The organism is Paenibacillus sp. GM2FR, from assembly GCF_002803325.1.
GTDB classification, from domain to species: Bacteria; Bacillota; Bacilli; order Paenibacillales; family Paenibacillaceae; genus Paenibacillus_AQ; species Paenibacillus_AQ lautus.
The window spans coordinates 1,835,999-1,848,629 of sequence record NZ_MKZM01000008.1 but is presented as its reverse complement, the minus strand read 5'-3'; the positions used below and the strand labels follow the sequence as shown (position 1 = coordinate 1,848,629).

Here is a 12,631-nt window from a genome sequence, read left to right as displayed (position 1 = left end):
GTGATCTTGGAGATAAAAGAAGGGCCTTTTTAGTCGCTAATTTAGCTTCTTTTTTATTTAATCGGTACAAGTTCTTGTCCCGAGTCAAGGACAAGAACTTGTACCGATTGCCGTAAAGGACGAGAACTTGTTCCTTAATGAATCTTTGGAGGTTCAGACTTCATCGTATCGTTAAGGTGGGTCACAAAAACACCTTCGTTCGGGCCAGGGTTATTTCGAAACATTTTCGCTTCTTCGACCAGAACTTCGTCTGTATCCGTACCAAGTACCTTTATCGTCGCATCAATGAATGACGAAAGTGGCATCGCACGCGGTTCATCGTTATTGCTTTGAACCCACGGCGGCACCATTTCTATCACTTTTACCGAAGTGTCTTTAAGCATGTATCTTTGAGACAGCGTATAGGTATGAAGCGCTGCCTTCGTTGCGGAATATATAGCAGTTGCGGCTAACGGTACAAAACCAAGGATCGAAGTCGTGTTGATGACAATAGCTTCTTCTTTGGACTTCAAATGAACGATTAATGCAGAAGTCAACCGAATTGGGCCTAACAAGTTTGTCTCGACCGTCGAAATCAAAACATCCTCATCGATCACGCCCGCCGCGTCATCGGGCTGTATGATGCCGGCGTTGTTAATCAAGACATTCAAATCCGGGAATTCTTCGATTAGCTGCTTGGCAACCACCTCTATGCTGGCAGGATCTTGTACATTCAATTCCACTGCGGACATACCGGGATTCGCTTGAATTGTCTCATCCAATCGCTCTTTACGTCGACCAGAGATAATAACTTTGTTTCCAAGATGGTGGAGAGCTTCTGCTAACGCACGTCCAATTCCCGAGCCGCCGCCTGTAATAAAAATCGTGTTTCCTGTAAGTTTCATGTTGTAAACCTCCTCTTGAATTGATCACATGTTGATCTATCAACATGAGTTTTATATAGTGAAAGTATCAGAGCGATAAATGGGGTTCAATGGTTAAAACAAGCTCAGTTGTTGATTTTTCAACACAGGACTTCAAAGTGACCATTTTTAGGATAGGATAAAGGGGAGAAGGATTATGGCCAAGCGTATGCAAAAATCAAGGCAGGCGATTAATGATGCTTTTATGAGGCTAATGTCAGAAAAGGAATTCGAGCGCATAACGATTAATCAAATTGCGGCAGAAGCGAATGTCAATCGAGGAACGGTGTATCTGCATTTCGATGACAAGTACGATCTGCGCGAGCAATGCATAGCAGCTGAGATTAACCAGTTGCTTCGACATTGTATGTCTGGAGATGACCTGGCTTATCTTCCTTCCAAAACCGCACTACTTCACACTTTTGAATATCTGGAGCAGCATGCTTCTTTCTACTCGATTATGCTGAAGAGCAAGGGAAGCATGGTATTTCGAAACCAAATGGAGACCATGTTCAGAAAAAGTCTGATGGAACATCTGGATTCAATCAATCTCGATCAGGACAGGAACAGGAACAGGGACATTACAGTACAATTTTTAATTTCAGCATCAGTGGGTGTATTGGAATGGTGGATTATCCGTTCGATGCCGTATCCGCCATCCGTCATGGTTGAACAATTTTGGAATTTGCTGAACCCAGTTGTCGAAGGACACGAACATCGTTCCATTGGAAGTCGCTAATTTGGCTGCTTTTTTTGTGTTTTCTTATGTTTGAGAGGATAGGAGGTGATAAACATAGTAAAGCCACTGAGGTGCAAGAGCACAACATACAAGTCAGTCAAATTCGAGTCAACCTCGCACTGGGAAACGCCCATCTTGCTTTGGCGTTACTGCGGTCATTGCGGCGCCAAGTAGAGGAATAGGGCTTGGTGGATGAACGGGAGCATTCGTATCTTCCTTGACGAAGGTTCGTCTATCTACACTTTGCTTTAAGAAGCTAAGTGTCGGAGGACAGAAACATTGTCCCATGGAAAGTCGCTATTTTAGCGGCTTTTTTGTTTTATCGGGACAAGAACTTGTACCGATTGTCGTAAAGGACAAGAACATGGTCCGATTACCGATTAGATAAGGATCTAATTATGTTTCCATGCAATTTCATTAAGCTAACGGGCAGGTTAGTTTAATAAATTGAGGAGAGTAGATAGGTCAACGTGTCGGATATACAAAAATTAGTTGAACAGTAACGAGCCAAAATCATCATTCAAAACAACTACTGAATTTTCATTCAAGTTCTGCTCATTATTATGAAACGCATTATAAATACACCTGTACAGCGTAACGGGAAACGCTAAATTAATAAGATAATGAAGCTAGCTGGCTACATTCGGCTGCATTTCAATGAGATAATAGGCGTCACCTATGATAGGTAAATAAAAAACTCGGACTGTAGACTGAGCTATGAATCAGACTCAAGGTTGTTTTGGGGCACTCCATTCTCCAAGTAACATAAAGATACAATTCAATGGAAGGGAATGGTTATTATGTTCAACAAGAGGATTCCGCCTGATGTTAAAAATCTTATCTGCTTTGGCTTTTTGCGATTGCAGCAGGAGTTTTCGAAATGTTTATAGCTGTTGCTCAATTGTTATCCAACGAACCAGAAGTCGGAATTTTAATGTATCGTCCGGCTGCTAATTTCAAGCAGTATGCCATTTAGTATTATTAGTGGGTTTCGCAAGGCGAAAAGCAAATAAGAAAAACATCATATAAAAGGGGGAACAACATGAACAATCGTCTATTTTATATGGATCATCTGCGGACATTTCTCACGATTCTGGTTGTGTTCCATCATGCAGCGACGACATATGCTGTACCGGGTTCGTGGTATTTTTTTGATACGCTACAAAAGCCAGATGCGAGTTTTGTGCTGATGCTGTTGTTTGTCTTTATCAACCAAGCGTTCTTTATGGGATTATTCTTCTTTATCGCGGGGTACTTCGTGCCCTCATCTTTTGATCGCAAAGGACCAAAGCCTTTTCTCAAAGATCGGCTGATGCGCTTGGGGATTCCGTTGATCGTTTATATCTTCCTCATCAGTCCAGTGATTTTATATACCACTACGCTCCACTACAACGCAAACGCTAGCAAAGTAGTGTCATTTTGGGAGTTTTACCGGACCCAGATCCTCAGCTTTGCAATCACAGAACCTGGACCACTCTGGTTTCTGCTCGCACTGCTTGTGTTTAATGCAGTTTATGCGCTTGTGAGTATGGTAAGGAAAGATAGTGCACCGAAGAAGAGTATCCCTTTTCCATCGGTGAAAGTGCTTTTGCTTACTGCCACGCTCATTGGGCTTGTAACCTTCGGAATTCGGCAAATATTCCCGATTGGTACGCTGATATTTGGATTGAACTTTGGTTATTTTCCTGCATATATCGTATTCTTTATTGCAGGGATCATGGCGTACCGCAATCTTTGGTTAACGAGTATTCCACGTCGAACCGTGAAAATCATGGGCATCATCGCACTCGTTTTCCTGCCGATACTTCCGATCGCCGCTCTCATCCTCAATCCGACATTGAGTACCGGAGGGGGACTAAACACAAATGCCTTCATTTATGCCATGTGGGAGCCCTTTGTCGGATTTGGCATCTCGCTACTATTGTTGGCAGTGTACCGCAAATATAGCAATCAAACGAACGGATTTCTACGTAGTGTGGATGCTACCTCGTATACGGTTTATATCATCCATTCACTCGTATTGATCGCTTATAGCATTTGGTTGCACAGCGCGCAAATGCCTCCGTTTATTGAGTTTCTGATATTAGGTGGGTTAGGGACGATCACGAGTTATTTACTCGCTATGCTGATTCGGAAAATCCCTTACGCCAAGAAGATACTATAACCATTTTTAACTGGACAAGAACATGTTCCGATTACCGATCAGATAAATATTTAACTACTTTTCACTGCTCTAATTCATTAAGCTAACGGGCAGGATAACGGAATGAACCCGTAACAACCATAAAGAACTAATCAAAATCATCTGAATATCACATTAAAGGAACATCTTATGATTATATTTTCTTAAAGTCACACCAAAAGATCAAATGTATTGTGAAGCCATAATGACAAAGTTGATTACATCGTATGGCAGTCAGAGCAAGGCGACGCTTTCCTCTTCCGTCTTCAAATGCCGAAAGGGGAAGAGGCTTCCGACTTTGCCGGTCCCGTGCTCGTATCACTATCCACCGTTCAAAGCGAATCAGAAAGATATATAACATCAGCAATTCGGTCAGGTGATTACCTGGAATATACTTTAAAGGAGCCACGTGTTGTGTGGCTTCTTTTTGTATATCAAGTTGTGTAAATCTAGCGGATCTCCACGGCTACTTATGCTAATTTATGTTAAAATCGAAGCATAAAACTACAATTCGCATGATCGCAAAGAAACCGCAACAAGCGTATATCCCTGTTCAGGAGGAACTTAAATGCAAAAACGAATATTGCTCGTTGAAGACGACAACGACATTCATCAATTAATCGAGAGTCAGCTGCAACAAGAGGACTACTCCGTAGTTTCCGCACGTGATGGAGAGGAAGCCCTTGCACAGTTTCAAAGTGAGAAGTTTGATCTCATATTGCTCGATTTAATGCTGCCGAAGATCAATGGCATGGAATTGCTCAAGCAAATTCGAGGGACAAGCAAAGTCCCGGTCCTGATCATCTCAGCGAAAGGCAGCGATTTGGACAAGGCTTTGGGCCTTGGATTTGGGGCGGATGATTATATCAGCAAGCCGTTCTCCATGATCGAGCTCACAGCCAGAGTCCAGGCAGCTATTCGAAGGGCGACACTGTATGCGGAAACGGACAGCAAACCGGCCAAGCCTCCTGTGCTCAACTATCAGGACCTAGTTCTGGATCTGCATTCGTTCTCCGTAAAAGTCAAAGGAAACAACGTTCCGCTGACATCCAAGGAGTTTCACATCCTAAAGCTTCTGATGACCAATCACAGCAGGGTATTCACGAAGGAGCAAATCTACCAGCTCATCTGGAAAGATGATTACTATGGGAATGAGAACGTCATCAACGTACATATCCGCAGATTGCGGGAAAAAATTGAAGTTGATCCGTCCAATCCGCAATACATCCGGACAATTTGGGGAATCGGATACAAGTTGGGGGAGTAGGCCATGATCCTTTTTTTAACCGTCACGATGGGGCTGTTGATCTTGGTAATTGGCTGGCAATCATATCTGCATCATAAACGAAGTCAAAGCATTCTTGAAATCTCAAACCGAGTATCTGACATCCTGCAGCATGAAACGGCCGAGAAAGTGCTGGTATCGACAGGGGATGATCCGGTTCGTCAGCTGTTGATCCAGATCAACCGCCTCCTCGATAACAAGCAGAAGGTCTTTGCGGACTATGCCCGCACGAAGGACAGCCAACGGAAAATGATCTCGAATATGTCCCATGATCTGAAGACGCCGCTGACAGTCATTCTGGGTTATACGGAGAAATTAAATCAGCAGCATGCGTTAACTCCGCAAGAGAAGGAGCAGCTCATGGAGCGACTAAATGATAAAGTAAACAGTCTAATCTCATTGCTGAATCAGTTCTTTGATCTGGTCAAGATCGAATCGGAAGACTATGACATACCGCTTAGCAAAATTTCTCTCAGCGAGATATGCAAGAGCAGCGTGCTCGAGTATTACGACCTGCTGGTATCCAACAACCTGCAGGTTCAGATCGACATACCAGAACGGCCATGCTTCTTCCTTGGCAACAAGGATGCTCTGCAGCGCATACTGAGTAATCTCATCTCGAATGCCATTCGCTATGGCAGTGACGGCGGAGTATTCGGGTTGACGGTTCGGGAAGAAGGAGGGTTCGTCGCTGTCGACGTGTGGGATCGCGGCAAAGGCATTGCAGAGATTCATCAGGAGCGTGTATTTGAGAGGCTCTATACGCTGGACGATGCGCGCAACCCGCAATTTCAAGGAAGCGGGCTGGGACTCAGCATTACGAAACGCTTAACGGAGGAAATGAATGGGTCCATCTGCTTGAGCAGCTCACAGAGTGAGCGAATGACGACCTTCACCTGCAAATTCAAGCAGTTAACCTACTGAAGCTAAACAAGAGAGGTTGTTCTTTCGTTCAACGTCTCTTTTTCTATGTGGTTCGTACACAGATTTCGATTCTTAAGAAACATGTAAGGATTGGGAAAGGAATATCTTCAATCTCTGGTCTATCCTTTAAATAACAAAGGAAACCAATCGTAAACAAGGCGGTGAATCTCAATGAATGCCATCATACAAACCTCCAAGCTGACGAAGATCGCAAATGGCAATACCATCGTATCCGGTGTCAATCTGAATGTGAGAAAGGGCGAAATTTTTGGTCTGCTGGGTCCCAACGGTGCAGGTAAAACGACAATCATGAAAATGCTCACCGGACTCATCTTGCCAACCTCCGGGACGATCATGCTGTTCGGCAAGCCATTCTCCGAAACCGCGAAGGAGGGACTGAAGCGAGTCGGAAGCATCATTGAATATCCCATCTTCTTCGAGCACCTGACAGCCGTGGAGAATCTTCAGCTTCACTGCGAATACTTGGGTTACTATGATCAGCAGGGGATGCGCCAAGCGTTGGATCTGGTCCAATTAACTGGTATTGAAGGTAAAAAAGTAAAGGAATTCTCCCTCGGCATGAAGCAGCGCCTAGGTATTGCACGAGCAGCCGTCACCAAACCGGAGCTGATCGTGCTTGATGAGCCCACAAATGGGCTGGACCCCATCGGGATCAAACACATGAGGGATTTGATTCGAACACTGAATCAGGAATATGGGATTACGTTTCTGCTGTCGAGCCATATCTTAGGCGAAATCGAGCAGGTGGCGGACCGGATCGGTGTCATTCGGCAGGGACAGTTGGTCGACGAAGTTTCTCTGCAGGAGTTACGCCGACATGGGACCGATTATATTGAAATACTGACCTCGAATGTGCAAAGATCGGCCTTCTTGCTGGAACAGCAGCTGCAAATTTCCAATATGAAGATTGTACAGGGTCAGCGAATCCGGATCTATGATGCCGAGATATCGCCTGGACAGATCACGAAGCTGCTCGTAGCCCACGAGATCGAAATTGAGGAGATTCAGAAACATACCAGTACGCTCGAAGACTATTTCTATCATCAAATTCAGGGGAAGGGGTGAACCGATATGATGAAACTAATCGAGCTCGAATGGATGAAGCTGGAGCGGAAGAAGGTGATCGGCGAAGCGGTGATATACTGGATCATTCTGATGTTCCTGCCTTTCCTGATGCTGAGAGTAGTCTTTGCCGACATGCCGACGATTTCTTTTGGCGAGAGTTACGCAGCCGCCATGGATCTGATGCTGCCCATCCAGCTGGGGTTTCTCTTATTCGGCGCGTCCTTGATCAATCATGTATTCATTGAAGAGTACAAGAATAAGACGATCGCCCTATCATTCGGATACCCGATCAGTCGAAAAAGACTCGTGACGGCGAAAGTGCTGTTTATCTTCCTAGCTGTATTTCTCGGGACGATGATATCGTTCGTGTTGAGCGGTATTGCGACATATGCGTTCGATCAGGTGACGGATATCATTCCTGGAACGCCTACAGCAGCGGATCTTATGCATTATGCCGCTCGAGCGGTCATTCACTCCGTCGTTGTCGCACTTGCCTCGCTGGTTCCGCTGTTCTGGTTCGGCATCTGGAAGCGAGCGGTCATTCCGACGGTCATTTGCGCGATATTCATGATGCAGTTCCCGAATTTCAGTGGGCTGTTACGTATCACGTTGAACCATGATCTTCTTTATGCTTTATTCTGTCTGTTAGGCTTGGCAAGTGTCTTCTTGTCCGTAAAGTTCGTGAATAAACTAGGGGATTTGTAATGAAAGGATGTGGCAAAATGGCAGTTCATATAAATTCAGTCGAGTTGTCTAATGGAGAAACGTTGTCTTATCGGGATTTGCGGGGTTATGGCGAGTCCAGCTACCGAAATTGATTCACGATAGGAGGGATTTCTCAAAAGACTGGATTTCATCCATCAGGTGGGCGTAGAGCAGGTCGTATTCATGGGGTGGTCCAACGGAGGAGGGGTCCCCATGCAGTTTGCAGCCGATTATCCGCAGCGCGTGCAGCGGTTGATCCTGCTGGCCTCCATCTCCACGAGAGGCTATGCAGCTGTCAATGCGGAAGGCGTTCGACTGCAGACGAAAGAGCAAATTGAGAATGACCCTAGACTTGCCATGACGTTGCAGGCTAATCAGAGACCGAATCGGGATTATTTTGATCAAGCGATGGGCTTCCTGATGTTCAGTCAAAGCGCAGCGAAAGACCAGACACTAAAAGTATGCCTGGTTTAATTATTGGTTTAATAATTATAGATGTTTTAATAGCTGTAATTTTTGATAGATAGATCGTAATTGGTTTAGACAATCGTTGTAGACATAAATTTAGAGAATAATTGCTCTTAAACGACAAAATCAGAGCTTATTTAAGTGGTGGGTTGCCGTGATTGTGAGTGGATGGAGTATCATAAAAGGAAAAAAGCAGAGAAGGGGCATAGCGTTGGCGTATGCTCCTATTTGTCGGGGTGTATATGTAGAACCAACTCAATTTAATTCTTAACTCGAAGAAATCTCACTTAGTCAAAAATGATTTTAATATCATATGAATATATTACTCTTCTCTTGTTTGTTATTTTCTTCTGCCCTCCTTTCCCACCGTGACTGTTGCGGTTAAAGAGTGGATTGCAAGGGCTGCCGCTGCCCAAATAAAGCGGCGTTTTTTATTTTAGGATTAAATAAGGGGCACCCCATGGATATCAGAGGTCTATCAATAGTACGACTCTGAATGGCTTCGACATAGACGGAATCGCCGAGATCGTCCGCCACCCGTAGGTCGCCGAGTCGTCAAAACGTAGGAAGCAGGACGACCTTCGGTCCACCTGCATCAAGACGTGCTTACAGATTGAAAAAAAGCTGATTTTCATGGTCAAGTATCATGTTTTATCAGTTCGGAATAAGCTACAATCATCGATCAGATTGGAGGCTTACTAATGATAAATAACCCCTATTTATGCTCATATAGTCGATTCCCTCAACCATCTTATTATTATCCGTATCCTGCACCATATTATGGCGTTTATTCTCCTAATGGCAACCATTTCGGACATGGCATTGGTGTTCATGCTGGCGGTCAGCTTGGGGGTGATTATGGAGCAGGTATTTTTGTCGGTGGTCATCTCGGGAGTGGCCAAGGAATAGGAGCTCATGCTGGCAGCCATCTCGGTGGTGACTATGGAGTAGGAGTTCATGCTGGCGGCCAACTCGGTGGTGGTCATGGGATGGGAGTTCATGCAGGTGGATATCTTGGTGGAAAATATGGTGTCGGTGGTTATACCGGTGCACATCTTGGTGGGGGACATGGTTTTGGCTTCGATGCCGGTGCCCATTTAGGCGGTTATAGTGGTCAGTTCGGTTTCCAGTTTGGCGGACATAAGGATGAGTTCCGGTGATAGAAAACGGTTCTTAAAAGGAAACAAGCTATCGTTTATCGGTAGCTTGTTTCTTATTCGTAGGGTTCCAGCCATATGTCGAGGGACAAGAACATGGTCCCTCGACATTTTCGAGGAGTGCCACCGAAATGTACCGACGCGGTTACGTCAAAGTCCTGCCTTGTCTTGATGATTCTCATTCTTACATCACCTTAGAATTAAATTGACCCCTTGAAAAAGGGGTCTTGGTACTAGGTCACGAATATGATATATATTCCAAAATGTGCTAGAATCGGTTCTTGCATGGCGTGGATTTCGTATATATGTATGCAAATTTGCTGGCAGGACACCAAACAACAGATTAGTAGATCTGGCAACATGTTTGAGGGGGAATCAGTATATGATCCGCTATCCATTGTTACAGAAAGGGACGACGATAGGCGTCACCGCCCCATCATCCGGCGTAAAAGGACCTTTACACGAGTTGGTAAAACAGTCAATTGGCCGTTTGAAAGAGAAGGGCTATCCGGTGATTTGCGGGGAAACAGTATGGACTCAAGAGAAAGCAAAGTCGGCATCTGCCACTCTAAGGTCTACAGAACTTAACGCTTTACTGCAGAACGAAAAGATTGGAATGATCTTCCCGCCATGGGGCGGAGAACTGTTGATCGAAATAGTGGATCGAATCGAATATGATCATATTCAGCCCAAGTGGATTCTCGGCTACTCAGATACGAGTGTTCTATTACTGGCTGTTACGCTCGCTACAGGAATAGCCACAGCTCACGGTACGAATCTGATCGATTTGAGAGGGGAGTATGCGGACGAGACAACTGCAATGTGGGAAACCGTGCTGGCGACGCGGGTCGGTGAATCCGTTCAGCAATTTTCGTCAAAGCTGTTTCAAAAGACATGGGATCACGAAAATCCTTCGCCATGTGTTTTTCATCTAACCGAGTCTACCGCATGGCAAACATCTGGCAATAATGCCCGTGTACGCGGGCGTCTACTTGGGGGATGTATTGATGTCATCCGGCATTTGATTGGGACGCCGTATGGCAATGTACGGACATTCCAGAGTCAATTCATTCATGGCGAGCCGATTCTTTGGTATCTTGAAAATTGTGAATTGAACGTAACCGACCTTCGGCGTTCACTTGTACAAATGAGACTGGCCGGTTGGTTTGACCATTGTAGCGCCATCCTATTCGGCAGAAGCGATGCGAACAAGCCCATCGACGATTATGAAGTATTGGATGTGTACCGAGAGCTTGCGGAGGAGCTAGGCGTTCCAGTAGTCTACGATATCGACTGCGGTCATGTGCCCCCACAGATGACGTTCGTCAATGGAGCACTAGCGGAAGTCGAAGTAACGAATGGCATAGCCTCCGTAATACAGTTTTTCGAGTCGTAAGTCTTAATTTATGAGTGCCTAAAATTCATAGATGGATAAAGTAAGATCAAAGAAAGGGCCATCCCTCAGAGGATGGCCCTAAAACTTGCCGTTACAGACTAGACGGTTTATGTTGGCTGATCAAGACATTACATTGGCTTGTCTATGGTGGGACAGAAATAATCCATGGCTCAGAAACTTGGATACCTGACTTGTTAAAAGATTTAGAGGATCTTTACCAGGAAATTGTGTAGTATCTTTAAGCTAACGGGAAACGATAACGGAATAGACACGTAGGCAGCCGGCGACGCGATCGGCTAAATTAGCGGCTTTCAATGTGAGCATAATCTTGTCCCCCGACAAATCATTATAGAATGCAAATTAGCGAGTAAATGTCCACACCAACTGTTTATTTGTTAACAAAAAAGGTATCGTTCCTCTGCAACGCATGTGAATTAATTTTCCTTTTTCTCCTTCTTGCTAGAATCCGTTCATCTGAGTTTACACTCATAACGATCCCTCCTTAAAATATTTATCATGAAACAAAGCTAAAGTAGTTTTTGCATCTGTTATGGCCTCTAATAATGGTTTGCCTAATTGATCCGTTATTGATACGATATCTTCTTCATCTATTGGTGTATTTAAAATGGTGAAAATGTCAGATAATGGTTGATGAATTTGTTTGAGTGGACGTAAAATGGCATTAATTGAGTAATGGGCACTTCTCAAAGTACGAATAACTCGTAGCTGTTCAAGTTCCCGTTCTCCATATGCCCGATTACCATTGTTCATTCTTGGAACGGTAATAAGTCCGTTACGTTCCCAATTACGTACAGTTTCAGTTGTAGCATCCAGAAGTAGTGCTACTTCCTTTCGAGAAAGTACGTGTAGACCGTAGGTTCCTTTCTCAACCATTTTTCAACAACATCTGCAGCAGAGGCCTGCCGGCAGATTTCAGGCAGGCGTTATTTCTTTTAGGTGAATAGTGCCATAAATGTTTCTAGCACTTTGCAGTGAGCTGGGCCGGTCGCAAATAAAGATTAAACTATCACAACATCGTAAGTAATGGAGAATAGAGGCGGTTGCTCTTATCATCGACGGAGGGTATTCCGTAAAGTTTTGCCCTTTGACGCTTGAGGAGCTTGCAGCAACCCTGTTGATTTGTTCTGGAAGCCATTGTATAATGATTTAGTTATTGATCAATCACTTTTGATAGGAGGAAGAAGAGGATGGCTAAACCCGAAACAACGACAGTTAATCGCAGATCCGAGATTATCTCCGCAGCGATCGAAGTGTTCGCAGAAATCGGATACTACCGAGCTACGACGGCGCAGGTGGCGGAACGGGCGAAAATTTCGCAGCCTTACGTCTTCCGTTTTTTCGCGACTAAGGAAAATTTATTGCTGGCCGCCCTGGAGGTTTCTTGGTCCCGGGTCATCGAATCATTCCGTAAGTTGGTGGAGACGACTTCGCCAGAATTGCTGGAGACCAAGCTTATTCAGGAGTACATGAACATCCAGGAGATGTACCAGAACGAGGTGCTTTTGCAGATGCAGGCGCAGACCATTCGGGAAGATGCAATCCAGGAGACGATGCGGAGCGGCTTGAAGGAAGTCCGTGATATGGTGCTGACTGCCTTCCGCGAAGCTGGTATTGATAAGCCCGAAGAGAGAACGATGCTGTTTCTCGCCCGTGGAATGCTGTGCAATGTTGCCGTTGCGATTAATTTGCCTGAATTGATGAAAGGATGAGGAGGTGAAATTTGTTCCAAATGGTTATTGACCAACTGATAACGATCTGATATAGTG

General features: G+C 44.8%; 12 protein-coding genes. 10 read left to right on the top strand and 2 right to left on the bottom strand.

Annotated elements, in window-relative coordinates:
• Window positions 1-134 precede the first annotated feature (134 nt).
• On the bottom strand, window positions 135-884 hold the full coding sequence (locus PAEVO_RS08445) for an SDR family oxidoreductase (protein ID WP_100537145.1): 750 nt from the start codon (window positions 882-884) through the stop codon (window positions 135-137).
• A gap of 175 nt (window positions 885-1,059) precedes the next feature.
• Here PAEVO_RS08445 and PAEVO_RS08440 point away from each other — a divergent pair, with 175 nt between their 5' ends.
• The 9 genes from PAEVO_RS08440 to PAEVO_RS08405 all read left to right on the top strand — a co-directional run bounded on the left by PAEVO_RS08440 (window position 1,060) and on the right by PAEVO_RS08405 (window position 10,844).
• Window positions 1,060-1,641, top strand: coding sequence for a TetR/AcrR family transcriptional regulator (locus tag PAEVO_RS08440; RefSeq protein ID WP_100537144.1), 582 nt, complete (start codon window positions 1,060-1,062; stop codon window positions 1,639-1,641).
• A 1,042-nt stretch (window positions 1,642-2,683) separates the two neighbouring features.
• Window positions 2,684-3,805: an acyltransferase family protein gene (locus PAEVO_RS08435; protein WP_100537143.1), complete on the top strand. Its 1,122-nt coding sequence runs from the start codon at window positions 2,684-2,686 to the stop codon at window positions 3,803-3,805.
• A 586-nt stretch (window positions 3,806-4,391) separates the two neighbouring features.
• A complete protein-coding gene (locus PAEVO_RS08430; RefSeq protein WP_100537142.1) occupies window positions 4,392-5,090 on the top strand; it encodes a response regulator transcription factor in 699 nt (232 codons plus the stop codon).
• Window positions 5,091-5,093: 3 nt separating this feature from the next.
• On the top strand, window positions 5,094-6,032 hold the full coding sequence (locus PAEVO_RS08425; RefSeq protein WP_100537141.1) for a sensor histidine kinase: 939 nt from the start codon (window positions 5,094-5,096) through the stop codon (window positions 6,030-6,032).
• 171 nt (window positions 6,033-6,203) lie between these two features.
• Window positions 6,204-7,118: an ATP-binding cassette domain-containing protein gene (locus tag PAEVO_RS08420; protein ID WP_100537140.1), complete on the top strand. Its 915-nt coding sequence runs from the start codon at window positions 6,204-6,206 to the stop codon at window positions 7,116-7,118.
• A 6-nt stretch (window positions 7,119-7,124) separates the two neighbouring features.
• The gene (locus tag PAEVO_RS08415) at window positions 7,125-7,823 is read left to right on the top strand and encodes an ABC transporter permease (protein WP_100537139.1); all 699 of its coding nucleotides are present in this window, start codon (window positions 7,125-7,127) and stop codon (window positions 7,821-7,823) included.
• Between the two features lie 183 nt (window positions 7,824-8,006).
• The gene (locus PAEVO_RS34220) at window positions 8,007-8,297 is read left to right on the top strand and encodes an alpha/beta fold hydrolase (protein ID WP_243390858.1); all 291 of its coding nucleotides are present in this window, start codon (window positions 8,007-8,009) and stop codon (window positions 8,295-8,297) included.
• A 695-nt stretch (window positions 8,298-8,992) separates the two neighbouring features.
• Entirely contained in the window at window positions 8,993-9,451 is a 459-nt protein-coding gene (locus PAEVO_RS33475; RefSeq protein ID WP_133120312.1) for a hypothetical protein, read from the top strand.
• Between the two features lie 379 nt (window positions 9,452-9,830).
• Window positions 9,831-10,844, top strand: a complete 1,014-nt coding sequence (locus tag PAEVO_RS08405; protein WP_100537137.1) for a S66 family peptidase — start codon at window positions 9,831-9,833, stop codon at window positions 10,842-10,844.
• A 486-nt stretch (window positions 10,845-11,330) separates the two neighbouring features.
• On the opposite strand, the gene PAEVO_RS08400 is transcribed toward PAEVO_RS08405, so the two are convergent.
• Window positions 11,331-11,738, bottom strand: coding sequence for a MerR family transcriptional regulator (locus PAEVO_RS08400; RefSeq protein WP_243390686.1), 408 nt, complete (start codon window positions 11,736-11,738; stop codon window positions 11,331-11,333).
• 314 nt (window positions 11,739-12,052) lie between these two features.
• Here PAEVO_RS08400 and PAEVO_RS08395 point away from each other — a divergent pair, with 314 nt between their 5' ends.
• On the top strand, window positions 12,053-12,574 hold the full coding sequence (locus PAEVO_RS08395) for a TetR/AcrR family transcriptional regulator (RefSeq protein WP_100537136.1): 522 nt from the start codon (window positions 12,053-12,055) through the stop codon (window positions 12,572-12,574).
• Window positions 12,575-12,631 lie beyond the last annotated feature (57 nt).